Origin of the sequence: Marixanthomonas spongiae, from assembly GCF_003095375.1 — a bacterium.
In the GTDB taxonomy this organism is placed as follows: Bacteria; Bacteroidota; Bacteroidia; order Flavobacteriales; family Flavobacteriaceae; genus Marixanthomonas; species Marixanthomonas spongiae.
Genome location: NZ_QEHR01000001.1, coordinates 353,485 through 380,482 on the forward strand (window position 1 = coordinate 353,485; position 26,998 = coordinate 380,482).

Sequence of the window (26,998 nt, forward strand, 5' to 3'; positions counted from 1 at the left end):
TTAATAATAAGGAGAAATCATTACATATACAACCACGCCGGAAACTGCAACATACAACCATATTGGGAACGTTATCCTTGCTATTTTTTTGTGTTTTTCAAATTGCCCGGTTAATGCCCGTACAAAGGTAATCAACACAAAAGGGATAACCGTTATCGACAGTACAATATGTGTTATCAATATGAAGAAATATACATATTTTACCACCCCTTCACCGCCGTAAGGGGTTGAATGCGATGTCATATGGTAAATTACGTACATCACTAAAAATAGTGCTGAGAGCCCAATACAGGTTTTCATGATCAGCTCATGGTTCTTTTTGTTCCCTTTTTTTATTTGTATAACGGCCAGTACCAGCAAAATAGCTGTAATAGCGTTGATTGTTGCATAAATAGGCGGTAAAAAACCCAATCGCTCCACCCCCGGTATTGGAATCTTGACACTAAAAAGAATGGCGACCATGAGGGGAATGGCTACGGACAATATCCATATCCAAACGTTGTATTTTTTCGGGTTATTTGAAACCATTTTGGCCATAGGTACTTACAATAGTTTTTTAATGTCTTCAATTAACATATGTATGTTTTTCTCATCCAACCCATCGTAATAGATTAGCGGGTTTCCGTTTTCGTCGATTCGCGAACGCACGTTACCATTTTTATCCACCAGTGCAAACATTCCCGAATGCTCAAAACCACCTTCGGCTTCAGGGTTTTCGGCGGCATACAGTTTAAAACCTTCGTTGGAAAGCTTTAAAATGTCTTTTTTATCGCCCGTTAAAAAATTCCAATGGGGATGGTCAACGCCATACTTTTCGGCGTATTCTTTCAATACCTTAGGCGTGTCGTGTTCGGGATCTATGGAAAAGGAAGCAATCCCGAAATCTTCTTCATTTTTAAAAGCCTCTTCTACCTTTACCATATTGGCATTCATAATGGGGCAGATGCTGGGGCAAGTGGAAAAGAAAAACTCCACCACATAAACTTTTCCTCTGTAATAATCATTTGAAATGGTATCGCCTTCCTGATTGACAAACGTAAACTCAGGAATTTTATTGATGGTAACCATTTTAGAGCCTTCAGCAGTTTCAGTAGTGCCTGAAATAGGCCTCTTGGTGCTCAGGCGATCGTTTTTCACTACTTCGCCATGACTTAACCGGTCGATAATTTTTGGCACGGCCCATATCCCAAAAATGAGTATAATGGCGGTAATCCCTATGTATGAATATTTTTTCAAAACAATTGTTCTTTATGTTTCAGCTTTAGTTTAAATTTCGCGTTTGGCGTTGTTCTTCTTTAAGGCCAAGCGGTATTCTGCCAACACTACTTTAATGTCGTCGCTCATTTTGTTATTGATCTCAGCAATCTCCCGGGAATCATACCCGTAGAGCACCCCAACATCTTCATCATCTTTTCTGCCCCGCAAGTTTTGGTCTTTATCGATGATAAACACATACGGGGTGGCCAAATTTTCATCTAAACTGAAATTGCTCTCTAATGAAGAAAATACGTTTTTTATTTCTTCGGAAGGGCCAAAAGCAAATTTCCATTGGTCCGTGGCTGCAATTTCAGCTAATCGTTGTTTCAGCTCTTGCGAAGTTTGTTCTGCTTCTTCAGGTAACAGAAAAACAATTTGGAAATCTTTGAACTCATGGTTCTTTTTGTAGATTTTGTGGGCCAAGTTATAAGCGCCCACTTTCTGTTGCAAAGGATTTTTTCCGAAGAACCCCAAAACGGTAATGTTATCCTTAAGTTGCACGGGGCTGCCGTCTTGCAATGTAAATTTTTCGAGACCGTGCACCGACGGCGTTAAGGTGGGCAATTTTGCAAAGTTATTGACGCCCGAAGCAAAAAAAACGTACGCCGTAATGGGCAGGGCGAACAAAATAAAGATTACAATATATTTTTTGAACGGCTGTGGCTTCATTCCCTCGGTTTTTTTGGAACTGCAAAATTACAGGCTAAAAGCTCTATGGGCAACCTTTTAAAGTTAATTTTTAATTCTATAAAAACAAAAAGCCCAGCATATCGCCAGGCTCTTTTTAACTTGTGGGACACATCCAGTTTAAAAGTCGAATTTAATGTACCCGTTGTTATATACTTCGTAAATATAATCACCTTCTATCAATAAAATCAGCACAAGATAGGCTATAAGGAACACTGCTGTCCATACCACGGCCCGGCGCAATCCCGGTAATTCGTCGCGCATGTGCATAAAGTCCCACGTAATATAATAGGCTTTGACTATGGTTAGCAAGATGAACACCCAGTTAAGCAGCCGCATGGCCAAAAAGGTGTTGTCAGTTAAAAACTCGGGCCTAATGATTCCTAAAACAACTTCAATAATGGTTATTATGGAAAGCACTATAAAAACGCCCCATATTTTACTTTGGTTGCTTTTAAAGGTCCATGCGCCTCTAAATATTGCCAGTTTATGATTGTCGTGTGCCATTTTTTATTTTTTTAACGCTTTAAACAAGGTAAAAGAATGTAAATACAAATACCCATACCAAATCTACAAAGTGCCAGTACAGCCCTACTTTTTCAACCATTTCGTAGCTTCCCCTTCGTTCGTAGGTTCCTAAAATAACATTGAAGAAAATAATGATATTTATTAGTATTCCAGTAAAAACGTGAAAACCGTGAAAGCCTGTGATAAAGAAGAAAAAATCTGCAAATAACGGCGGGCCATATTCGTTGTGTCGTAAATTGGCCCCTTCGACCACCATAAGGCCTTCGTTTGTAAGTTTATCGATAGACTCTTCCCGGGAAAGTACCGTAGGCACTCCATGTTCGTTTAAATATCCTGTTCTAACCAAAAGGTTTTCGTTGGCCATGAAACCGGTTTTTACCTCTTCGAAAGTATAAGTGGGTGCGCTAGTGCCCGTTTCAAACCAAATACCCTCACTCTCACTTTGACTTTGAATGGCACCAGGAAGTTTGGTTGCAAAGTCTGCCAAGGCAACACGTTCGCCTTCGGTATTTAAAAACTGCAATATATTACCACCTTTAGTCTCTACAGCACCATAATCGCCTTTAATGAAGGTTTTCCATTCCCAAGCTTGAGAACCTATAAAAATTATCCCTCCTAAAATTGTAAGGAACATATACAGCGTTACTTTGCCTTTTTGCATTTTATGGCCAGCATCTACCGCCAACACCATGGTTACGGAAGAAAAAATCAAGACAAAGGTCATAAATGCCACATAATACATAGGTGCTTCTACCCCGTGTAAAAACGGGAAATGGGTGAACACCTCATCGGCAATGGGCCATGAGTCTATAAATTTGAATCTTGAGAATCCATAAGCGGCAAGAAATCCTGAAAAGGTAAGCGAATCAGAGACAATAAAGAACCACATCATCATTTTGCCATAACTGGCTTTCAAAGGCCGGTGACCTCCACCCCAAGTTTTTCCTTCGGTACCTGTTTCAACAACGGTAGCTTCCATACAAAGAATTTGGTTTAAAAATAGACTTCAAAAATACGATTAATTTTTATCTAACGAAATAGAAAAACAAAAACAGGTAAATCCACAGGATATCCACGAAATGCCAAAAAGTAGCAGCCAGTTCTATTCCAAGGGTTTTGCCGTTTGTATATTTTAGTTTATAATGATTATAAATTACAACGATAAGCGAAATCAAGGCCGCACTAACGTGGGTTAAGTGCAATAATACCACCAAATAAATGAACGATGTGGTGATGGTACTTTCACTACCGGTAAAATAATACCCGTTTGCTATGATCTGTGAAAAGCCCCTAAACTGAAAGAAAACAAAAGCACCGCCCAACAAAAGGGTTGCTAACAATAAAACCATTCCTTTTTTGTTTTCTTCTTTAGCAATGGCCTTTTTTGCCAAATGAATGGTTGCGCTACTTACCAAAATTACCGCTAAGCTCAAATAAAATGCTTGGGGTATTTGAAAATCGGTCAACCAGTCCGGTCGTTCCTTACTTACCACATACGCACTGGTCAATCCGGCAAAACTCATGGAAAGGCTTATAATACCAAACCAAAGCATCATTTTTTTGGCTCGCCTTATTTTATGTTCTTCTGTTCCTCTTGTGTAATCCATTATCGTATAAATTTATCGAGCACATACACCACTTGCAGCAGTGTAATGTAACTAACGCTCGCCAACATCAATTGCTTGGCGGCTTTATTTGTTTTTTCCTTGAACAACCGAACGGCGCAATATAGCAACCCAATGCCCAATAGCCCTATTATAACAGCGCTTACAGGGGTTATGTACAGTTTTCCGGTGACACCAAAAACTGGAATTAACGATGCCAACACCGTCCATATGGTGTATAATACCACTTGTATGGCCGTCCCTTTGTCCCTTTTCCCTGTGGGCAACATAAAGAACCCCCCTTTTTGATAGTCTTCATACAAAAACCACCCAATGGCCCAAAAATGGGGAAACTGCCAAAAAAACTGAATCATGAATAAGGTGCCCGGCTCGATACCAAAATTATTGGTGGCTGCCACCCAGCCCAACATATAAGGGATGGCTCCTGGAAAAGCACCAACAAATACCGATAGCGGTGTTTTGGTTTTAAGAGGCGTGTACAAGCTAACGTACATAAAAATGGAGATAGCCCCAAACATAGCCGTGATTGGGTTGATGCTGTACAAAACCACCAAGCCAATAATCGTCAAGACAATCCCTAATGCAAAAGAGGTGCCCACTTGCATACGGCCAGCTGGGATAGGACGGTCTTTAGTCCGCTCCATCAACGCATCGCGGTCGCGTTCAATAATTTGGTTGAAAACATTGGAGGCTCCAACCATGCAGTATCCACCCACGCACAACAACAGCAATATATAGTAATCTACGGTTTCGGCACCCAACAAATAGCCTGCAACGGATGAAAACACCACGCTCACCGACAACCGAAACTTGGTAATCTCGGTAAAATTCCTGACAAGGGTTTGCGGAACAGATTGGGTTTGTGTTTGCGTTATGGACAAGCTCGTTTTTTTTTTGCGGTGCAAAGATACAGCAACTACACATCTTCCACAATTTATTCTATCTTTTCTTAGTGCTTATTTATTCTTTTTTGTTATTTTAATACCCAAATAAAAATACAACCCATGAACATTAAAAACACCATTCTCCCATTGCTATTATTGTGCACTGGCATCCTTTTTTCACAAACCGATTCAGGCGAAACAGTAAACCTCAAGGTCATTAAGGCCAATGACGATGTGTACATGCTGCAAGGCAAAGGGGGAAATATTGGTTTAAGCTTCGGAAAAGAATCCATTTTAATGATAGACGACCAATATGCCGACCTTTCTGAAGACATCCTTAAAGCCATTAGAAAAATAAGCGACAAACCCATTAAGATGCTTGTCAACACTCACTTTCACGGAGACCATACCGGTGGCAACATGGCATTTAACAAAGAGGGGGCTGTTATTTTCTCGCACGAGAACACCCGGAAACGGCTGGCTACCAAAGTAAACAGCGATCAAAAACAAATAGACCAAAGCGCCTTGCCGGCTGTTACCTTTACCGACAACCTGCAATTTCACCACAACAACGAAACCATACAAGCATTCCATATAGAAAGCGCCCACACCGATGGCGACGTGGCCCTGTATTTCCCTAAAAGCAACGTGATTCATACAGGCGATGTGTTTTTTAACGGCGCGTATCCTTATATAGATACCGAAAACGGTGGCTCTATAAATGGATATTTAAGGGGATTGCAAAAAATAAAGATGATGATAAACGAAGACACCAAAATCATCCCCGGACACGGAAACATTGGCACCATTGACGATCTCATCTTTACCATCAATATGCTCACCGACCTCCATAAACAAGTAAAGTATCACTATGCCAAAGGAAAATCGCTTCAAGAAGTCAAGGCGATGAAAGACATCACTTCAAGATACGATAAAAAAGGCTATGGCGAAGGTTTCATTTCTTCTGAAAAAATAATTACCACTATTTACAACGACTTAAAAAAAGCCAGCGGTTCTGTGGACAATCGAAGCATGGAAGAACGGCTTAAAGATAAGTACAAAGAACAACAGAAAGAAAAAAAAGACAATTGATTTTTTCCTGATTTTTAAAAATCGTAATACCAATTGAAGAGATCGGTACGCAAGCCAAAATTCAACCACGTGGTGTTGTTTTCAAAAACGGTGGGGGTATCGATTTCCGGTTTAAAATCCCGAACAATCAAACTCGCGTAGATTTTCAGGTTGGTGGCTGGGTTTATTAAATAACCGGCTTGCAATTCGCCGTGAAAAAAATCAGTGGTATTACCCTGTGCCAAATCATTGCCGTTGTCTGATACGCGATTGTCTTCGGTTCCGTAGATATTTCCGCCGTAAAAAAGATTATCCTCATCGGTATTGAACTCAAATCCACGTTTGGCAAATATCATCTTTAAATCACCAAAAATGCGGCCTCTTTGGTAACGGGCTATGGTTATAAATTCAGAAAAATTAGCCCCTAAAGTGTGTGCCATCGATTGGTAGTTGTGGCCGTAATTCAAAATAATGGAATTGTGCGAATAGGTATAAGGCCGCACGCGGTTGTACTCCGCTTGCAGGTACAAACCATCCAACCCAAAGGCATCGTAATATTTGGCTCCTAATTGGTAGCCAATTTTATTTTTGTAACTGCCTTCGCCCCCAAAAATATCACGGGAAGAAAACTCGTCTATGATCAATTGCCCATAGGCGTTGATACGATCGGTAAACTTATATTTTGAAGTAAGCCCAATCAAGGCATTACCGCCCCGCGGACCCGTGGAAAACTCGATGGCCCTGTAAAAAATAACCGGGTTTATGTAATTGAAATCAAAGCCACGGTCGTTATCGTTTTCCCAAACAACAGATTCAAACAAGCCAATATTCAGGCGTTTTGTTACATTATAACTTAGGTAATGATTGGCAAAAAACTTGGTCCGAAACGACCCACCATCCTGCACTTCTGGCCGTATATCGCGCAGCGACATCCAAGTATTGGTGTATTTAAGTTTCCAAAACGTGGTGTTTATTTTAAAAAAAGGGTACGGGCTTGCATTGTCGCTTAGCAACAACGAACGGTAGCCATCGCCATAAAAGTTTTTTCCATGCCCCAATTGAAAATTAAAGTATTTTGAAGGCGAATACGAAATATGCCCAGTGGCGATGGGGTAATCGTAGGAGTCGCTCTTGAATCCTTTGGCAATGCCACGCCCTGGGATTAAAGCTGGATTTCCGCCAGCTGGTCTTCGCGCTTCCCCAAAACGGTTAAAATAGTCGGCAAAGCGGCCTTGGCTTTCATAGATAACGGCGAAAAAATTAAAATTTTTGCCCAACCCACCTTGCGTATAGACCAAACGGGTATTGTTATAGGTGTCGATGTCTGTACCAAAATCCTTGCCTGCCTGCAAATCGACCCCAGCATCTAGGGTAATCCAGTAATCTTCGCCTTTTAGGGCTACCAAATGCTCGTTCCAGAGCTTCCGGCCAAACCAAGACGATTTGTCCTTGAGCAGTTTTTGGTTTTCTGCCTCAAAATCATAGTATTTGTTTACTTCAGCGTATACAAAGGGTTTCTGTGCGGTATGGTTGTTTTGCCCCACCCGGTTTAATGCGGGATCGAACAAACTGTAGCTGTGGTGCGAAAATGGGATGTTTATCTGGCTGGTATATTTCTCGTTTTCGTAGGGTAGGTTTTTAATTTCGTCGTATTCCCTTTTTAGAGTTTCCACTTTTTTTGTTTCCGAAACAGCTGTTTCATCTTTCATCTTAGTTGGCACCGCTTCTATAGGAATAGGAATCGCCATGGTAAACTGTACGTAAGCGGGATTACTGTTGTAGGTAGCAGGTTGTATCTGCGGAAGGGATTCAAAAACACGTCGGGTCTCTTCTTTGAGGGCATTGTACATTGCATCTACATACAGTACTTTAAATTCACCCTTTTTGGTTACTTCAAAAAAGACCGACACCTTGCCTGTATAGTTTTCTTCGGCTACCACTTCAGGTACTTCAAAGCTTGAAAACACCTTAGCGCGCAACGTTAGCTCAAAGCATTCTTGAAGGCTATCAAGGGTTTGGGTTTCACATTCAGGGAATACAGGATATTTTTGAAACGTACCGCTTACTTTTTGGGCTGCTGCCGAAAAACAAGCCAATACAAGGAAGATTATAAGAAGTCGCTTCATTGCAGGATAGAAATTTTGCCGAAAGATACGGTTTTTTCGTTTTCTGTAAGGATAAAAAAAGACCGTTTCAAAAACTTGAAACGGCCTTGTAATACTTGTTTATAGAAATCTTTAGTTCTGTACTTGAAACAAAATTGGTAGGGAGTACAATACCCCAACGGCTTTCCCCCTTTGTTTTCCTGGAGTCATTTTGGGTAGTGATTTTACTACCTCAACAGCTTCCCGTTCCAATCTTGGGTGCGGGGCACGGGCCCTAACATCGACCACATTACCGCTTTTATTGATCTTAAACTGAACAAAGATTCGTTGTTTTCCGTCCAATCCTAAATCATTGGCAAGCTCAGTGTCGAATTTTTTCTGTACGAATCTCTGTACTTTTTCCGACATACATTTCTTTTTGGCAGCGTTTCCACTTTCATTTTCACAACCTGGATAAACTGGCACGTTTTCAATTACCGCAAAAGGCACATCGGCGATTTCTTCTTCTACTTCCTCTTCTACAATCTCTTCAACCTCGACGATTTCTTCTTCTTGGCTTGCTTCGGTAGATTCTATTATGGTTTCTTCCACTTCTTCTTCGTCTTCAACAACCTCAATTACTTCGGGCGCTGGTGGTGGTGGCGGCGGCGGCGGTGGTGGCGTTAGCTGTTGCGTGATCGGTACTTCTTCTTCCAGATCATCGCCAACATCGACCATCCCGGTATCCACATCGGATTTATCATACGTTTTCCATTCAATGGCCTGCCAAGCCAATAGCAGCATGACAATCATTCCTATTTGAAAGAACAGCGTGCTCCTTCGGTTTAAATTGGCTTTTGGATTTTTCTTCGGTTCCATAATAGACGATTTTGTAGTTGCTAAAATATAGAAATTATAGTTGAATTGAAAACTAAAATTCCATTTAGTTTAAAATTTTGTTCTTTACCTTATTAAAGAGGCCAACACCCACGAGCAATCCCAAGATGTTTGCCACGACATCGAGCAAATCTGCTTGGCGATAGGTGGTGAACATATACTGTAAAGTCTCAATTATTATGCCATAAAGCAGGCAAAGTCCAAAAACTGCGTAAATGGTGGTTACTGCCATCATTTTATTTTCCTTGGCATAAAAAAACAACAACCAACATATAATTAAAATGCAATTAATTACAAAGTGAGCCAGTTTATCATATGGGATTCCATCTTGCTTGGGCAAAATTCCCTGCGAAGGTATCAGCAACAAGATAGTGATACAAACGGTAAAAAATATGGCAATGGCGCCCAAGGTTTTAGGCTCCGATAATTTCTTTATAAGCTGCTGCATCCAACAAATCTTCTAACTCTTCAGGGTTTGAATATTTGATTTTAATCATCCATCCTTCTCCATAAGGGTCTGAATTGACTTTTTCGGGTTCTTCTTCCAAGTTTTCGTTGAACTCAACAATCTCGCCCGAAAGCGGCAAAAACAAATCTGATACCGTCTTAACCGCTTCCACGGTACCGAAAACCTCTTCGCGGTCCATGGTTTCATCTACTGTTTCCACTTCTACGTAAACAATATCGCCCAGTTCGCTTTGGGCAAAATCGGTAACGCCAACGGTAGCAATACCGTCTTCAATTTTAATCCATTCGTGGTCTTTGGTGTACTTTAAATTTTCTGGAATGTTCATAATATAAGTTCTTAAAAGTTTATTTTGTGTTAGTTCCCAAAGTTGTACCTAAGGGTTATCCCACTCCTGATAGTGGTTTGCGGAAATGCCGTTGAAATGGCATATTCTGAAAACGTATGGTCGTAATAAAATAATGCCGTTAAGTTCTTGCTCAAGGCATAATCTGCCGAGAACTGAAGTCCATAAATAGTCTGCCCGGCAGTGGTTTGGTTGTTTTCGATGTCCAAATAACGGATAATGGTCTTATTGTCCCTTCTGGAAAGATCAAACTTGAAGTTCAAGTCGCTTTTCAGTATTTTCTTTTTCCCGCCAAAGTTGGTTCCTATAGTAAGGTCTTTCAGTCTGTATCCCAATCCTACGATGATTTCGTTGCCTTGTATTTCGGTCAAGAGATTATTGGCAAAACTCAATGACAACGCCCTGTCTTTTCGGTATTCGGCAAGGATTTTTATGGAGTTCTTCATTTCAAAATCCACACGTAACAACGGTGAAAATTGCTCGGTAAGGTTTACGTTGCTCAATAAGGTTTCGCTTTTAAAGTTGCCTGCTTGGTCCACGGCGTCTGGGTTGAACCTATCATAGTCCAAGTTGGTCTGAAATTGATTTACCGTATATCCGGCCCTGTACCCGTGCTGCAAGGAGAAACGTTTAAATCGTTTTTTGAACCAGTCCAGCCTCATAAGCCCGGTGTATTTTATGTCCCAGTTGGGCAAGGGCACATCTCTTAAAAAGCCTTTCTTTTCGTCGGAAGCGTCACTTCCTTTATAAGCGGCCAAAAATGCCGGAAGTAAAACGTCTTGGCTCGTCCTTCCAAAACCTACGGGGTAGCCCGTATCGGGATTGCGCGGAATATTGCCCGCCCCGTAATATTCTTCGGCCAGCCTGTTGGCGATAATGAGCCTGTTGTTTCTGAAATCGTTAAAAGGCTCTGAACTGTTTTCATCACTGGTACTGAAAGCTGTTTTTATCAATAAGGTGGAAATATTGAAATTTCCGAAGGTATTGGGGGTCAACGACCGGTAAAAGCCGTCTTCCACAATATAGTTTTCGGCGTAGTTTTCAGAATACAAGCGGTTTGCGTTAACATCGATGGTAAGGTCTCTCAACGGTTCTATGTTTACCTGAATATCCATTTGCTTGTTTTCCACTTCAGTGTATTGTTCGTTGAATTCAGGATAAAGCGTTAGCCAACCTTTGCGCGCCGCTTCTTCGCGTATTTCGGCTTGGCTTCCAAAGGTAAACCCGGCCGAGGGTCGTAGGGTACCGATAAAGCCTATCGATGGGGTGTAGCCCGGAAGGAAGATACCTTGGTTTTCTTGATAATTGAATTTTATTTTCTTGATGGATGTCACCAAACCAATAAGGGTATTCACCGCTTTATCGCCAGTGCTCAAAGAACCGCTACCTGTTTGGGTGCCACCACGGTTGCTTGTGGGATTGTTTTCGGTTCTGTTGGCAAACAAAGAACCTTTGTCTTCTTCTGTTTTTCCTTCCCGGTCGCTTCCTGTCTTGTCATTGCCCAATCCAGCTTTACCTCCCATAATGTTGTTGCCCGGGTTTCTTCTTTCTTGACCATTTACATCGTTTTTGGTTTTTTTGGTAAGGCCAACATAGCGGTAAAAACCGGTCATATCGATATTGGAATTGATGCTGTGCGTCATAGCGTTTTGAACTGAGTTCCCCAAGTCGTAAACCTGACTGCCAGTTCCATCGCGGTTGGGAATGGAAATGTTATTGAACAGATCGCTACCATCCTGCCATTGGAAATCCCCGGTATAGGAATACGTGGCCCTGATGAATTTCAGGAACGGGAACTTGTTGAAAGGCAAGTCGTAATTTACCTGTAACGACTGGAAATGCTGGTTGGGGTCTCCAATTTCGAAAAAGCCGTCCCAGATGCCGATGCTGTCGTCGGAAAATCCGTCGTCATCCAAATAGTTGGTCACCACCCTGTTATTTGACGAATTGAAATTGAACCGCAACGATTTGGTCAAGTTGTAATTGATAGTATATTCCCAATCAAACAAAAACTTGCGTTGATATAAAGTAGGAATACCGATGTTGCCGGGCAACCGGTTGAGCTCCCTGAACTTTTGTTCGTTGTACTGGCGCACGATATTGGAACTTACCGATATGTTGGTCGGCTTGTAATTGATATTGAAATCTTTTAAAAACTGCCAATATTTGCCCGTGAACAAAGAGTCGTTCTTTTTAAAGGGTTCATACGGTTTTTGCTCGAAATTATAGTTGTAGGTTCCGCCCAAGCGCACATTTTGGTCAAGGGCTTCCTGAATTTCAAAATCGTGGTGATCTACTTGGTTGTACGAATATGAAAAAGTAAAGTTTTCAATATCATACGGTTTTGGTTTTTTATCCCCGGTTCTGTCTTTTCTAACACCTATAAAGTTAACGCTCTGCCGCTTGGTATAATCGACAGACTGCTGCCTAATGGTTTCCTTTTCATCTTCGTCTTCGGTATTGTCAAGACGGGTGTCCAGTTCAATATCCTGAAATTCAGGATCGTATTGTGGTGTGATAAGCTCCTCCGACCGGCCGTAGTTAAACGGCAGTTGAATGCCCCATTTTTCTGGCAAGAGTTGCCCTAAGTTAAAATTGGTGACAACATCGTACTGCTTTACATCTTCGCGGCTTCGCTGATTAGGGCCTTGCTCTACCGAACCGAAACCAATGGTGCTTCTACTTCCGGTGGCGCTTACGTTCATAAAATCGGCCATGTTTGCATCGAGGGTGGCAACCGCAGCCCAACCGCCTTCGTTTTTAAGTTCAGAAAGGCGCAATTCGTTAAACCACACTTCCCCGGCAATGTCACCAGTATTGGTCTCTCTGTTTTTTAACCCCAACATAATATTGCGTACACTACCGAAACTTGGGTTCCCTTTTATACCAATGCGCATTTCATTTTCGGGCCCTGAAAAATTAGGGTCGAGTTCAGATTGGTCAAAGTAAACAGGCTGGGTGGGGTCGTCTGGTGGCTCTGCAGCGCCCAAAACCCGTGTTTTTACTTCTTGAAGCAGAGCCAAGGGAAGTCGTATGCGGTTTTCAATTGGCCAAATTTCCTCTCGGGAAGTCGTCCCAAATGAAGTTGGCTTCAACGGAATTTCAATCTCGTAATAATTTTGCGAAAGGTCGTTCCCCAAGCGCATAAAAGCCACCATTTCGCCATCGTCCAGGGCTGTTTCGCCTTGAAGCGACTCTGCGTGGATAAACATCTCCAAATTTTCATATTGTCGCATATCCACATTGAAGTTTTTATACACCCCACGGCCATCGCCAGCTTCCAATCCTTTAACCCGCAGCGCAAGTGATTGCTCATTTTGACGGATCAAGTTATTGTTGTTGTTCAGCTCTTCACGCGTAACCCCTGGAGGCAACACATACGGGATAGGCTGCCGGTTCTCGTTTTCCTCTATATTAACGGCTTCACTTTCAAAAACCGTATCGTCCAATTCGGGGTCTTCGCCTGTGAGGTCGAGTGTTTGGGTGTACCTTCTGTAATCGCCACGAACCAATTCCAACGTACCGAAACGAAGTACGGTAGGTTGCGTAAATTGAGAAAGATACATTCGCATAAACCGGATAGACCTGAAATCGGAAATTCCATTAATGGTCTGGTCAGGATCACTTATTGGCACTTTAAACTGAACCCAACGGGCATCGATGGTTTCGTTGTTTGGTGTAGTGACTTCTATATTCTTTACGTCGGTTATATAATCGTTATTGTTTTTGTCCATGCCAGGGAACAAAGGCACATTGTATTCAAAATAGGCATCAACCGTGTTCATGGTGTTGTCGCGGTTAATGTCTTCCACGTCTGGTTGTGAGGTAGAACCGCGGTTGGTATTGGTTACCTCAACCGGGGAGTTGCCCTCAGTGCCATTGTATCTGCGGTATCGGTTTATAATATCGCCATCTGCCTGTAAAAAGTATTGGTAGTTGTCATTTGCCGGGTCTTCCAGATTACTGAAATCGCCATATTTGGTTGCTTCATCGGCATCATTGAGGCCATCGTAACCAATATCTTGGTTAATGCGTTCCTGTCCTTCGGTATCAAAAGTATAGACCAACGATTGGTTGGTGGGCACTTTTCCAAAGATGGTGGGAATGGTATTCGCATCGCCGCCGTCTTTGGGCAGGCCGTTTTCATATTGTTTCCTACCGTCTTTTAAAAGGTCTTCGGAAATGTTCCCCAAGTTAAAACTAAGGGTTCCTCCAGTATTTGCGCCTGTTTCATCATAAATAAAGGGATCCATCACCCAAAACTGGATGTACTCCACGTTGGAGCGTTCAAAATCGGTGGTGTTCATGGCCCTTGAAATACCGGCAAACCGATCTTGAGGGTTTGGCAACGTATTGCCACCAGCCGCTTCTGGATTGTAGTTGTAGGGTCCTCTTTCCGATGGGAAATAAGCTAAATCCAGTGTAAATAAAGCTTGTGTCTGTCCTTGTATAATATCTTGCTCGGGGAAAATCTCGTCCCTGAAAACCCTTCTGGTAAAAGGCGAGGAGAGGTCTGCATCGGTTATCCCGTCTGGACGTTGGCTGCTGTAAAAAATGGGGTCAATAGTGTACCAAGCCAGTTTTGCGCGGTTGTAGTTGTAGGATAATTCGTTTGAAATTTCACCACCAAATCCTACTGGGGTGCTTCCCAAGAACCAGGTGTTGGGCGTGCTGATGTCCAGCTCGGTTTGCGAGGCCTCAAAATCGTCAACATACACCGTGGCCTTGCCGTCAAAATCGGAAACTTTCGGCGCTCCGGGCAGTAGGTAGGCAAATTCCCCGCGGAGCGATACGTTCGATTCCACATCGGTATCGATATTGGGAAGTTTGTTCACCAACCGTGTCAAAAACGGAACTTCGGTGGAATAGTTGGCGTTCAGTCCAAAAATAGTGTTGTTAATGGGCTCTACATTGTAAGAGGATTTTTGCGTTAACGGACGTTCGTTCAAGTTTAAATAGGTCGCACCCACCTGAAACTTATCGCTGAACTTATGCTCTACGTTCAAGCCTGTAAAACGCTTGGTTTGCTGACCGAACAGGGTATTGTTTTCGGTGGAAATCTGTATTGGCGTGTTGGAATTCAACAATGCCGGGTCTAAAATCTGAACCCTTCCCAACTGGTAATTCACGGTGTAATCTACACCTTCTACCAGTTCGCGGCCGCCGGCGGTAACCGTTACCGACCCCTGCGGAATGTTGAATGAGCCAATTGGGATACCATCGGCACCAGTGGATTTATAGCTACCCTTTAACTGGAATTTATTTTTGTCGCTGTCCTCCTGCTCGGCTTCTGTTTTTGTTGACGTATATAAGGTCCGGAACACATATTTGCTCTGGTTGGCGTTATAGGTAGAAGGCATGTTGTAGTTTTCCACACCGCCCGGGGTATTGTCCAGCTTGTCAAACAGGTATTTACCAAAAGGTTCTACCGAGGTAAAGATAATCTGTCCGTTTTGGGTATCTACGGTGATATTCGGTAAAAAGTCGAAAAAACCATCCCCTCCTTGTTGTGGATCGCCGTTAAAATTCAACCGGTCCAAGTTAAAAACCCGAAGCAGAGTGGTACTTTCCACATCTTCAGGTAATGGCGTTCCGTCCACTGCGGTAATGTAATTGAGCGGGGAAGGATCGGTGTAAAGAATGTTCATCCTAAAATCTTCCTCTTCCAATTGAAAAGCACCAATGGAATAGATGTTTTTCATCATCAGGTCCCACACGGGCTCTTCTACATTGGTAATATTGCTTTTCAGCATTTTCACCACCAAGTTTTGGGCTACGCCTTCTATACCACCTTGTGGCGGGTCGTTAGGGTCGCCATCGCCCACTTCGCCGGTTCCGGTAGCTTCTACTCCATCGTTGGAAAATTCACCTACTTGATACACCTTTCCGTTTACGGTAAATTGAAACGCCACCCCCAGCACTTCGTCATTGCTCAAACGTTGGTTTAACGAGATGTACCCCAATTGCGGGTGCAAGGTATATTCGCTAGGCTGCAATTTCCTTACGTTTTCCTGTACTACATAATCAACCCCTTGTTGCACGGGAACGCCGCCAAAACCGGACTGAACCGTCGCTACGTCCCGTATGGCACTGTTTAAAATAGAAGGAATAGAAGGGTCGTTGATGCCAAAAGGGTTAAAGTCGTTATTGCTATTATCGGGATACGAATTTCGGGGCTTGTTGATAAATCCTCCAGGAGGAACGGTAAGCCCAACATTTTCAGGGTCCGACTCCCCTATATCCTGCAAAGCGACGATGTTGCGCACGTTTTCGGTATCGTTGCTGCGGTTGGTTATCCAAGCTTCCACGCGTGTAATTTGCACGTTCGAATTAATAAAAGGATATTGCGCCAACACTCTGTCGTAATTGTCCCTAAAATAGTGCGCTAAGAAAAAGTGGCGGTTTTCATCGTATTCTGAAGCAAAAAGTTCATAATCGGTTACCGTGGCACCCCCTTCAGCGGTTACGGTGCGGGTTTCCGATTTTTGTTCGGAAAACACCCCGGTAATGGTCGTTTTACCAAATTGCAACTGTGTTTTCACCCCAAATAGGCTTTGTGCTCCTTGAATCAAGGAGCTATTGAGCGGCATGCTCACGTTACCTACTTCTATTTTCTGAATAATATCGTCTTCGGTCGGGGTGTACTCCAATTTTATTTGGTTTTGGAAATCGAAGGTGGATTGGGTATCGTAATTGGCGGTTATCTGAAGCCGTTCACCTACTTTTCCCAATAAACTCAAACTGATGCGTTGGTCAAAATCAAAAGACAGGTCGCTTCGGTTTCTGGGCGAAAAAGCCGGGTTGTCCTGTTTGGTATATAACAGGCCAAGGTCTATTTCTACCGACCCTTGCGGAATGACCTCGATGGTATTTCCGCCGAAAATGGATTCAAAAAAATTGGAATTCACATAAAAAGTGGGCAAGAGATTTTTCTGAGCTTCTTCAGACCCTTCTTTCCTGCCGTCGGCCGCATCGATTTTTTCTTTAAAATAAGATTTCATCTCTTCTTCCAGAATGAGCTGTTGGTATTCTTCTGGAGTAAGGATTATGGGATAAGATATCCTAAAACTGCCCAAGGTCCTGGAGTAGATGTACCGGTCGGTCACCGGATCGTAAGTGTACAGATCTTGAATGCTGGTGGGCTCGGGAAGGTCAATTCTTCCTTTATCGTACCCTGTTTTGGTGGAATCCTGTGAAAAAGCGGTAGTTGTGGTTACAAAAACAGCCCCGAATATTAGTAATAACCTACAAAAGTTAACCATGTAGTCGTAATTTTTTGCGCCCAATTGTTATAGATTTTTTAAAGCTTGTTTTATAATTTCTTCAGCAGTGGCCTGCGGGTTTTGTTTGGTGATTTTATCGCAAACTTTTTCAGATTGTTTACGCGCAAACCCCAGCGTCTCCAAAGCAGATAACGCTTCATTTTTGTTCGTATTGCTCGAAGGCACAGAAATACCGGACAGCCCCTCTACATTCAATATTTTGTCTTTTAGGTCCAAGATAACCCGTTGTGCCGTTTTGGTGCCTATCCCTTTTACCGATTGAATTACCTTGGCATCGTCAGTGGCTATGGCATCTTTAACCTGTTCTGGGGTTAAAGACGATAACATAGTGCGGGCCGTACTGGCACCCACCCCCGAAACCGATAGCAAGAGCCTGAAAATTTCCCGTTCTGCCTTACCGTAAAAACCAAACAGGGTATGTGCATCGTCACGCACCTGCAAATGGGTATATACTTTTATGTTTTCGGAAGCGGGAAGCTGTGTAAAAGTGTGTAACGAAACGTTGATAAAATAACCAACCCCGTTACAATCTATCACGATGTCGGTTGGGTTTTTTTCCACTAATTTGCCCTCAATGTGGGTTATCATACGTTATAAAAATGTTAAAGGCCAAATATAGCATAATTATTTGCATCTGCCAGCCTGAAAAATGTGAAAATACGGAGGGGAAAAGTTAGTTTTCTTGTTGCTTTAAGGCTTCTTTTTTACGTTTTTCTTTTTGTTGGGCATCTACTACTGAAACAGCTGCCATATTCACAATTTCTTCTACACTTGCTCCCAATTGAAGAATATGCACCGGTTTGCGCATACCCAACATAATAGGGCCAATAGATTCTACCCCGTTGAGTTCTTTGAGCAGTTTGTAATTGCTGTTTGCCGAATCTAAATTAGGGAACACCAGCGCATTGACCTTTTTCCCAGCTAATTTGGAAAAAGGGAAATTTTTCTGAAGCATGTCCTGATTTAAAGCAAAATCGGTTTGCAGCTCACCATCTACGTGCATATCGGGATTGCTTCTGTGTAAATAGGCGACCGCTTCTTGCACCTTCGTGGCATGGGGATCTTTTGAAGAACCAAAATTAGCATATGAAACCATGGCGATCACCGGCGTTAAACCGAACATTTTCATGGTGTAGTTGGTCATTTGCGCAATATTGGCCAGTTCTTTAGCGCTGGGGTTGATGTTTATGGAGGTGTCCGAAATAAAGAGCGGCCCCCGTTTGGTCAACATCAAGTTGGTCGTGGCTACTTTATTGACACCATCAAACTTGCCTATGGTTTCCAGAACAGGTCTCACCACTGATGGGTATGCCCGGGAATAACCAGATATCATAGTATCGGCATCGCCTTCATCCACCATCATAGCCGCAAAATAGTTGCGTTCGCGCATTATTTTCTGGGCATCATACAGGGTAATGCCATTTCTGCGCCGTTTTTTCCAGTATTTTTCGGCATAGAAGTTTCGTTTTTCTTCCTGTTCATCAGTTTTGGGATCAATGATTTCCAAGTCTGCCGAGTCAAATTCAATTTGCTCCATCAATTCCAGGATAATTTCCTTTCTTCCCAACAAAACAGGAACGCCAATGCCTTCCTCATAGACAATCTGCGCGGCCTTTAGCACGTCGAGATGGTCTGCTTCGGCAAAAACTATGCGTTTGGGGTTGGTGCGGGCACGGTTCAATAAGAGGCGGATAATCTTGCTATCGCTGCCCATACGTTCGTAGAGTTCATCTTCGTATTTCTGCCAATTGGTAATTTCTTCTTCGGCCACGCCGCTCTCCATTGCGGCTTTTGCCACCGCCGGGGGAACAGCCGCAATTAAACGGGGGTCAAAAGGCTTTGGAATAATATACTCCCGGCCAAAGATAAGCTTGGTTTCACCATAAGCAATGTTCACCTGTTCTGGCACGGCTTCTTTGGCAAGGTCTGCCAAGGCTTTTACCGCTGCCATTTTCATTTCTTCGTTGATTTTAGTGGCACGCACATCGAGCGCACCCCTAAAAATAAACGGAAACCCAAGTACATTGTTCACTTGATTGGGATGATCGCTTCGGCCCGTGGCCATGATAAGATCTTCCCGGGTTTTAACCGCAAGATCGTAATCAATCTCGGGGTTGGGATTGGCCATGGCAAAAACAATAGGGTTGTTTGCCATGCTTTTGAGCATCTCTGGCGAAACGATATCGGCAATGGAAAGGCCCACAAAAACATCGGCATCTTTCATGGCTTCTTCCAAGGTGTCTATTTTTCTTGCCGTGGCGAACTCTTTTTTCTCTTCGGAAAGCGAATCGCGATCTTTTCTAATAACGCCTTTGCTGTCGAGCATTACGATATTTTCAGCCTTGGCACCAAACGATTTATAAAGCTTGGTACAGGAAACTGCCGCCGCCCCGGCACCGCTGATGACGATGGAAACCTCTTCAATTTTTTTGTTGGCCAGCTCTAAGGCGTTCAACAGGGCAGCGGCCGAAATGATGGCCGTTCCATGTTGGTCGTCGTGCATGACGGGAATGTTCAGCTCTTCTTTTAAACGGCGTTCAATCTCAAAAGCCTCGGGAGCTTTGATGTCTTCGAGGTTGATACCGCCAAAAGTAGGAGCTATTTTTTTAACGGTTTCTATAAATTCATCTACATTTTCAGTATCCACTTCAATATCGAACACATCGATATCGGCAAAAATCTTAAAAAGCAGGCCTTTTCCTTCCATTACGGGCTTTGACGCTTCCGGGCCGATGTTCCCTAAACCCAGAACGGCTGTACCGTTGGATATCACTGCGACGAGGTTCCCTTTATTTGTATATTTATAAACGTTGTTGGTTTCTTTTTCAATTTCCAAACACGGCTCGGCAACGCCAGGGGAATAAGCCAACGAAAGGTCCCGCTGGGTGGCATATTTTTTTGAAGGGACCACTTGTATTTTTCCCGGTTTTGGTTTTGCGTGATATACCAAGGCCTCGCGGCGTCTGCTTTCTTTGCTCATATTTTAGGTTTCTAAAGAGTTTATATAGTTGTCACGATACGGCGAACATACAAAGTTAAAAGGTTACGGGAGATGACGAAATTTTTGGAAGGTAATCTTTTGTAGCCTCCAAAGTCCCTATAGATTGGTTTCTTTATCATTTTGAACATTCAACGGCTTTCGCAACCACCCCGCCCTGCGGGCACCTCCCGAAAGAACTGCGGAACAGGCTCTTATTACAAAGGAGGAGATTGGCTAATTTTTTAAAAACTGGATGTTCCTTTTCAATCCTTCATATTTAGTGCGTTTTACGGCACTTTTCCTGAAGATTTCGTTGAAAACTTCTTTGGTTATTTCTTCCCAATCTTGTTTTGAGTTTTCCAATAATGCTGGATGTGGGTTAAAAAGCGGTTCGTTATGCGGCTTGCTAAAACGGTTCCAGGGACAGACGTCTTGGCAAATATCGCAGCCGAACATCCAGTCTTCCATTTTGCCTGAAAATTCATTGGGGATTTCATTTTTCAGTTCTATGGTCAAATACGAAATGCACTTGCTACCATCCACCACATACGGATCAACAATGGCTTGTGTGGGACAGGCATCGATACAGGCGGTGCAACTTCCGCAGTGATCGGTTACAGGGGTATCGTATTCCAAATCAAGATCGATTATCAATTCAGCAATAAAATAAAAGGAACCGGTTTGTTTGGTCAATAAGTTGCTGTGCTTGCCTATCCAGCCCAGACCACTTTTTGCTGCCCAAGCTTTGTCTAAAACGGGAGCAGAATCTACAAAAGCACGCCCATTTACCTCCCCAATCTCCTCCTGTATCACATGCATCAATTGTTTCAGTTTGTCTTTTATAACAAAGTGGTAGTCCCTTCCGTAGGCGTATTTGGAAATTTTGTAGGTGTCGGATTTTTGTTTTTCGGAAGGATAATAATTCAGCAGCAGCGAAATGACACTTTTAGAGCCTGGAACCAGCTTGGTTGGGTCTAAGCGCTTATCAAAATAATTTTCCATATAGCCCATTTCGCCGTTCATGTTTTTGTTGAGCCATGTTTCCAAACGCGGTGCCTCGTCTTCTAAAAATTCGGCTTTGCTGATGCCACAGGACAGAAAACCGAGGCGTTTGGCTGCGGCTTTAATGAGTTTTGTATGTTCCTCCTTACTATTCAAAACAACCCTCCCTGCGTTCCACTTTTATTTTTACCTAAGTGCTTGTAGGCTGCTGCTGTAACCTCCCGGCCCCGTGGCGTACGGACAATAAAACCTTGTTGTATTAAAAAAGGTTCATATACTTCTTCAATGGTTTCTGGACTTTCGGAAACGGCAGTGGCAATGGTGGTAATGCCCACAGGCCCGCCTTTGAACTTATCGATTAACGTGGTGAGGATTTTGTTGTCCATTTCGTCCAAACCAAATGCATCGACATTGAGTGCTTTTAAGGCGAACTTTGAAATTTCAATATCGATTTTCCCATTGCCCTTTATTTGTGCAAAATCGCGAACCCTTCGCAACAGGGCGTTGGCGATACGTGGTGTCCCCCTGCTTCTGCCGGCAATTTCAATGGCAGCTTCCATGGAAATAGGAATGTTCAATATCCCTGCGCTTCGCTGTACAATTGAAGTGAGTAACTCGGTGGTATAATATTGCAATCTGGACGAAATACCGAACCGGGCACGCATAGGCGCCGTGAGAAGCCCTGATCGTGTGGTGGCCCCGATTAAGGTAAATGGATTTAGGTTAATTTGAACCGTTCGGGCGTTGGGGCCCGTCTCGATCATGATATCGATTTTATAATCTTCCATGGCCGAATAGAGGTATTCTTCAACAATGGGACTCAAGCGGTGTATTTCATCAATAAACAACACGTCCCGGTCTTCGAGATTGGTTAACAAACCAGCAAGGTCGCCGGGTTTATCCAATACCGGACCCGAGGTTACCTTGATACCAACTTCCAATTCATTGGCCAAAATATGGGCCAAGGTGGTTTTTCCCAGACCCGGAGGGCCATGAAACAAGGTATGGTCTAAAGCTTCTTCCCGGAGATTTGCTGCCTGCACAAATACTTGCAGGTTATCCAAAGCTTGGTCTTGGCCAGTAAAATCGTCGAAAGTAAGCGGTCTTAGTTTTTTTTCAACGTCAATTTCCTGGGGGGAAAGGTTATCGCCGGTTGGGTCTAAGTGTTCGTTCATATAAACAAATATACAAAGTGTATCATTAGAAAAATAGACAAAGCAAGTTTAGAAACACTATTAATAAAAAAACCGCACTCCTCCTCAAAAGTGCGGTTGTTAAAAAATTAGTAAACTCCTCATTTCACTAATTCCTTGAAAATCAAAAATAAGCATTTTGTTTCAGTATGACCAATACCCAATTTTGGGTATATTTTTTAATATAAAAGCCGCACGTTTTTACAGTACGGCTTTTACAGTTACAAAGTCCCCACTCTTTGCTCCTTTAATCGTTGTACAAATATACGAACAGAACGGGGTTCACTCCATAAGTACTATTACGTAAATTCAACTTATAAAAAAACCCTTCAAAAAAGAAGGGCTTTTGTGTATAGGTTGATAATATGTTTAATGGTTCAGTTCGTCCTCGTTTTCCTTTAGGGGAATGGTTTGAGGTACAAAATCCTGACCGGGTATCACATAATCTGTTTCATCTTTGTTCAACTTACTATAATCGTAAGGCCAACGGTACACGTGCGGTATTGGGCCGTCCCAGTTACCGTGAATGTGTTTCATTTCGGCTGTCCATTCCAGGGTTGTGGATTTCCAAGGGTTTTTTGGTCCGATCTTTCCGTAGAAAATAGAATGGAAGAAGTTGTATAAAAACACCACTTGTGCTGCCGCCGTGATGATCGCAAATACGGTAATGACTACGTTAATATCGGCAAGGTCGTCAAAATATGGGAAGTTGGTATTGGTATAGTACCTTCGGGGCAAGCCTGCCATACCCACAAAGTGCATGGGGAAGAAAATTCCATAAGCCCCTATTGCCGTTATCCAAAAATGGACGTACCCTAAATTTTTGTTCATCAAGCGTCCTTCGAACATTTTTGGGAACCAATGATACACCCCGGCCAATAAGCCATATACTGCCGATATTCCCATTACCAAGTGGAAGTGGGCAATTACGAAATACGTATCGTGCACGTTGATATCCAGTGCACTGTCACCAAGAATTATCCCCGTTAACCCTCCTGTAATAAAGGTGGATACAAAGGCGATACAAAACAACATAGCAGGGTTCATTTGCAAATTCCCTTTCCATATCGTGGTAATCCAGTTAAAGGCTTTTACAGCTGAAGGGATTGCGATCAACAAGGTTGTAAAGGTAAAGACAGAACCTAAGAACGGGTTCATTCCCGAAACGAACATATGGTGCCCCCAAACAATCGTTGAAAGAAAGGCAATAGCCAAAATAGAGGCCACCATCGCACGATATCCAAAAATAGGCTTACGGGCGTTTGTTGACATGATTTCGGACACGATGCCCATGGCCGGCAATATCACGATATATACCTCTGGGTGGCCCAAAAACCAAAAAAGGTGTTCAAATAAAACAGGGGAACCGCCTTGGTTGTGCAATACCTCACCTGCTATGTAAATATCTGAAAGGAAAAAGGAAGTTCCGAAACTTCTGTCCATGATCAGCATCAAAGCAGCAGACAATAATACTGGGAATGATACAACCCCAATGATAGCGGTTACAAAAAACGCCCAAATAGTCAATGGGAGACGTGTCATGGACATGCCCTTGGTACGTAAATTTAATGTTGTAACAATATAATTAAGCGACCCCATTAATGAAGAGGCAATAAAGACAGCAATTGAAATCAACCATAAGGTCATCCCTACTCCTGAACCGGGTATAGATTGCGGCAACGCACTCAAAGGAGGGTAAATGGTCCATCCTGCAGATGCGGGGCCAGCTTCAACAAAAAGGGAACAGACCATAATCACACTAGAAATAAAGAAAAGCCAGTACGATAGCATGTTTAAAAAGCCAGAAGCCATATCCCTCGCGCCAATTTGCAACGGGATTAAAAGGTTACTAAAGGTACCGCTCAACCCTGCCGTCAACACAAAGAATACCATTATAGTACCGTGGATGGTTACCAATGCCAAATAAACACTGGGATCCATCACGCCACCTTCGGCCCATTTCCCTAAAAATATCTCATAAATAGTGAACGGTTCTTCCGGCCATGCTATTTGCATCCTGAAAAGAACAGACATTAAAATACCTATGATTCCCATAAAAATACCCGTTATAAGGTATTGTTTAGAGATCATTTTATGGTCTTGACTAAATATGTATTTAGTTATAAACGTTTCTTTATGATGATGCCCGTGATCGTCGTGGTGATCTACTGCTACATCTTGTGCGTGTGCTGACATATCTTTCTAAGCTATTATTTTATTGATCTTTTAAAACTTCGGCCATATCTGGTTGTTCTGCCAACCAGGCTTCATAGTCTTCTTGGGATTCTACAATAATCTTCATCTGCATATTGTAGTGGTTAATCCCACAAATTTTATTACAAAGCAATAAGTAATCAAATTCGTACGGATCTAAAGGGGATTCTCCCTTTGCGATTAATTCTTCGCTGTTTTCTTTCCGCAACTCGTTGATGTTACGTACTTTTTCGATAACATATTCTTCTTGCCTCATTTCTTCGGTTGTCACGGTAGGTGTAAAGGCAAATTGGGTTACCATTCCCGGGACTACGTTCATCTGGGCCCTAAAGTGTGGCATATATGCTGAGTGCAACACATCTTGTGATCGCATTTTAAACAATACCTTTCTACCCACAGGAAGATGAAGCTCGTTTGTTATTTTATCATCTTGGGCATTAGGGTCTGAGGCATCGACACCTAATTGGTTCACACCTTCAATTAGACGTACATTGGCTTCTCCCAAGGTATTATCTTCTCCGGCATAGCGGGCACGCCAATCAAATTGATAGGCGTAAAGTTCGATAACCAAAGGATCGTCTTCTTCGCTAACGTTCATGATATCGGTCCAGGTAAAAAGGCCGTAAATAATCAAGCCTGCCAAAACGATTACCGGGATGATGGTCCAAATGAATTCCAATTTGTCGTTATCTGCGTAAAAGATGGCCCGTTTCCCTTTTTCGCCTCTATATTTAAATGCGAAAGTTAGCAACAGCCAATGTGTTAAAATGCCCACAACGAAGAGCAGGATCATCGATACAAGCATGAGGTTATCAATCTGCGATCCATGTTCAGAGCCGGCTTTTGGCAAGAGTACGTCGCCCCATTTCCAAAAACTAATAATAACCAAGAGGTATAGAAATACCAAAAACATGATCATTAAGTATCCGTTGACCTTATTGTCCTTGTCCGATGCGATGTCTCCTGTGTCTGTCTGTTTGGTTTTAGACAATTCAAATATCTTGGACATTTGCCAAACAGCAACTCCGAAGAGAATAATTACTAATACAACTAAAAATGCGGTCATTTTATATTATCTTCTTATTTATTAATAATGGTAATTTTCGCTTTCCTTGATAAATGGATCTCCTTTTGGTTGTAACGGTGCTTTGGACAAGCCGGTACCGACTACAAAAATAAACAATCCAAAGAAAAAGAATATACTTGCAATTTCTGTAATCCCGAAACTCCAGTGTGCTCCTACGGTAGATGGCATCACCAAAAGGAAAATATCTATGTAATGTCCTACCAGTACCACAATACCGGCCATTACCACAAACCAAGGAATACGTTTGTAATCACTGTTCATCAATATCAATATAGGGAATACAAAGTTAAGCACCAACATACCCCAGAACAATAGATTGTACTCTTGAATCCTTATAATGAAATAAGTTACTTCTTCAGGAATGTTTGCATACCAAATAAGCATAAACTGTCCGAACCATAAATAGGTCCAGAAAATACTGAATGCAAAAATGTATTTTCCTAAATCGTGAAGGTGGCTGTCGTTAACAAAAGGCAGGTACCCTCTCCCTTTCAGGAAGATCACAACCAGTGCAATTGCAGTGATAGCCGACACAAAAATACTTGCAAACACATACCAAGGGAACAGCGTACTGTACCAGTGCGGTGTCATGGACATGAACCAATCCCACGCCATCATCATTTCTGTAAGGATGAAGAATATCAAGAAGTACACAGAAATTTTAAAGTTTTTCCTGTACGGGTCGTAATTGTCCACTTCTGCTTGTCGCAGGGAGTTTCGTCTAGAAAAATAACGGTACAAGTTCCACCCCAGAACGTATATAATTGCCCGTATTAAAAAGAACGGGAAGTTAAGGTAGGTAGATTTTACCTGCAATATCTTATCGTTAGCCACAAGTTCTTCGTTTTGCCAAGGGAAAAAATGGGTTCCGGCAAACACTACAATAAAAAACACAATAATAGAGCCGGGCAAGACATAGGCTGTGATCCCTTCCATAACGCGGTACAGAACTGGCGACCACCCAGCTTTTGCGGCATATTGTATGGCGTAAAAAACCAGTGTTCCCAACGCTAACATAAAGAAGAAAAATGCCGACACAAAGGTTGCAGACCAAGGTTTGCTTTGCATTTGGTGCAATACGTGTTCTAAATGCGCATCGCCATGACCGTCCATGTGTACATCTTTCTCATGTTTCAGTGCATTTTCGGCATACCCTTCTTGGCCTCGGGCAACATCCACGAAGTTGGCATCGTGTTCTTGCTGGGCTGCATGTTCTTTTCCAGATGCTGAGCCGTGTCCATCGCCATGGGCGTTTTCTGCAGCCAATATTTCTTCTACATCATCAATAGTAGATGGAACCGTGAAAAAGCCATAGGCTATTCCCACAAGGCCAAGTACCATAAGAATGATAGAAAACAGTTTTACTTTATTAGGTAGCGTGTACATATCTTTAG

The 26,998-nt window shown here is 42.6% G+C and carries 20 protein-coding genes; 1 reads left to right on the forward strand and 19 read right to left on the reverse strand.

The window, feature by feature from the left end; genetic code table 11:
• The 7 genes from DDV96_RS01740 to cyoE all read right to left on the reverse strand — a co-directional run bounded on the left by DDV96_RS01740 (nt 1) and on the right by cyoE (nt 4,972).
• Nucleotides 1-537: a DUF420 domain-containing protein gene (locus DDV96_RS01740; protein ID WP_394340096.1), complete on the reverse strand. Its 537-nt coding sequence runs from the start codon at nt 535-537 to the stop codon at nt 1-3.
• Between the two features lie 6 nt (nt 538-543).
• Nucleotides 544-1,236, reverse strand: a complete 693-nt coding sequence (locus DDV96_RS01745) for an SCO family protein (RefSeq protein ID WP_116693006.1) — start codon at nt 1,234-1,236, stop codon at nt 544-546.
• Nucleotides 1,237-1,266: 30 nt separating this feature from the next.
• Nucleotides 1,267-1,926: a hypothetical protein gene (locus DDV96_RS01750; RefSeq protein ID WP_116693007.1), complete on the reverse strand. Its 660-nt coding sequence runs from the start codon at nt 1,924-1,926 to the stop codon at nt 1,267-1,269.
• 138 nt (nt 1,927-2,064) lie between these two features.
• The gene (locus tag DDV96_RS01755) at nt 2,065-2,451 is read right to left on the reverse strand and encodes a cytochrome C oxidase subunit IV family protein (RefSeq protein ID WP_116693008.1); all 387 of its coding nucleotides are present in this window, start codon (nt 2,449-2,451) and stop codon (nt 2,065-2,067) included.
• A gap of 19 nt (nt 2,452-2,470) precedes the next feature.
• A complete protein-coding gene (locus DDV96_RS01760; RefSeq protein ID WP_116693009.1) occupies nt 2,471-3,451 on the reverse strand; it encodes a cytochrome c oxidase subunit 3 in 981 nt (326 codons plus the stop codon).
• Nucleotides 3,452-3,497: 46 nt separating this feature from the next.
• Entirely contained in the window at nt 3,498-4,079 is a 582-nt protein-coding gene (locus DDV96_RS01765) for a cytochrome c oxidase subunit 3 (protein WP_116693010.1), read from the reverse strand.
• Nucleotides 4,079-4,972, reverse strand: coding sequence for a heme o synthase (cyoE, locus tag DDV96_RS01770; RefSeq protein ID WP_165805945.1), 894 nt, complete (start codon nt 4,970-4,972; stop codon nt 4,079-4,081). Before cyoE ends, DDV96_RS01765 begins: the two co-directional genes overlap by 1 nt.
• A 129-nt stretch (nt 4,973-5,101) precedes the next feature.
• On the opposite strand from cyoE, the gene DDV96_RS01775 reads away from it, so the two are divergent.
• Nucleotides 5,102-6,073: an MBL fold metallo-hydrolase gene (locus DDV96_RS01775; protein WP_116693012.1), complete on the forward strand. Its 972-nt coding sequence runs from the start codon at nt 5,102-5,104 to the stop codon at nt 6,071-6,073.
• Between the two features lie 14 nt (nt 6,074-6,087).
• Here the strand turns inward: DDV96_RS01775 and DDV96_RS01780 are convergent, their stop codons facing one another.
• The 12 genes from DDV96_RS01780 to DDV96_RS01835 form a co-directional block, all read right to left on the reverse strand.
• The gene (locus tag DDV96_RS01780) at nt 6,088-8,178 is read right to left on the reverse strand and encodes a gliding motility protein RemB (protein WP_116693013.1); all 2,091 of its coding nucleotides are present in this window, start codon (nt 8,176-8,178) and stop codon (nt 6,088-6,090) included.
• Nucleotides 8,179-8,289: 111 nt separating this feature from the next.
• Nucleotides 8,290-9,015 carry an energy transducer TonB gene (locus DDV96_RS01785; protein WP_116693014.1) on the reverse strand — a complete coding sequence of 242 codons (726 nt, stop codon included), beginning with the start codon at nt 9,013-9,015 and terminating at the stop codon, nt 8,290-8,292.
• A 64-nt stretch (nt 9,016-9,079) separates the two neighbouring features.
• A complete protein-coding gene (locus tag DDV96_RS01790; protein ID WP_116693015.1) occupies nt 9,080-9,481 on the reverse strand; it encodes a VanZ family protein in 402 nt (133 codons plus the stop codon).
• Nucleotides 9,447-9,827: a glycine cleavage system protein GcvH gene (gene gcvH / locus DDV96_RS01795; RefSeq protein WP_116693016.1), complete on the reverse strand. Its 381-nt coding sequence runs from the start codon at nt 9,825-9,827 to the stop codon at nt 9,447-9,449. Before gcvH ends, DDV96_RS01790 begins: the two co-directional genes overlap by 35 nt.
• A 29-nt stretch (nt 9,828-9,856) precedes the next feature.
• Nucleotides 9,857-17,107, reverse strand: coding sequence for a T9SS outer membrane translocon Sov/SprA (sov, locus tag DDV96_RS01800; RefSeq protein ID WP_116693195.1), 7,251 nt, complete (start codon nt 17,105-17,107; stop codon nt 9,857-9,859).
• 27 nt (nt 17,108-17,134) lie between these two features.
• Nucleotides 17,135-17,716: a Holliday junction branch migration protein RuvA gene (ruvA, locus tag DDV96_RS01805; protein WP_116693017.1), complete on the reverse strand. Its 582-nt coding sequence runs from the start codon at nt 17,714-17,716 to the stop codon at nt 17,135-17,137.
• Between the two features lie 85 nt (nt 17,717-17,801).
• Complete coding sequence (locus tag DDV96_RS01810) at nt 17,802-20,108, reverse strand: NADP-dependent malic enzyme (RefSeq protein ID WP_116693018.1); 2,307 nt, start codon at nt 20,106-20,108, stop codon at nt 17,802-17,804.
• A gap of 234 nt (nt 20,109-20,342) precedes the next feature.
• Entirely contained in the window at nt 20,343-21,266 is a 924-nt protein-coding gene (queG, locus tag DDV96_RS01815) for a tRNA epoxyqueuosine(34) reductase QueG (protein ID WP_116693019.1), read from the reverse strand.
• Nucleotides 21,263-22,285 (reverse strand): Holliday junction branch migration DNA helicase RuvB, encoded by a 1,023-nt coding sequence (ruvB, locus tag DDV96_RS01820; protein WP_116693020.1) that lies wholly within the window; start codon nt 22,283-22,285, stop codon nt 21,263-21,265. The genes queG and ruvB overlap by 4 nt, the downstream gene beginning before the upstream one ends.
• A gap of 387 nt (nt 22,286-22,672) precedes the next feature.
• Nucleotides 22,673-24,499: a cytochrome c oxidase subunit I gene (locus tag DDV96_RS01825; RefSeq protein WP_116693021.1), complete on the reverse strand. Its 1,827-nt coding sequence runs from the start codon at nt 24,497-24,499 to the stop codon at nt 22,673-22,675.
• 19 nt (nt 24,500-24,518) lie between these two features.
• Complete coding sequence (locus DDV96_RS01830) at nt 24,519-25,583, reverse strand: cytochrome c oxidase subunit II (RefSeq protein ID WP_116693022.1); 1,065 nt, start codon at nt 25,581-25,583, stop codon at nt 24,519-24,521.
• 21 nt (nt 25,584-25,604) lie between these two features.
• Nucleotides 25,605-26,990, reverse strand: coding sequence for a quinol:cytochrome C oxidoreductase (locus DDV96_RS01835; RefSeq protein ID WP_116693023.1), 1,386 nt, complete (start codon nt 26,988-26,990; stop codon nt 25,605-25,607).
• Nucleotides 26,991-26,998 lie beyond the last annotated feature (8 nt).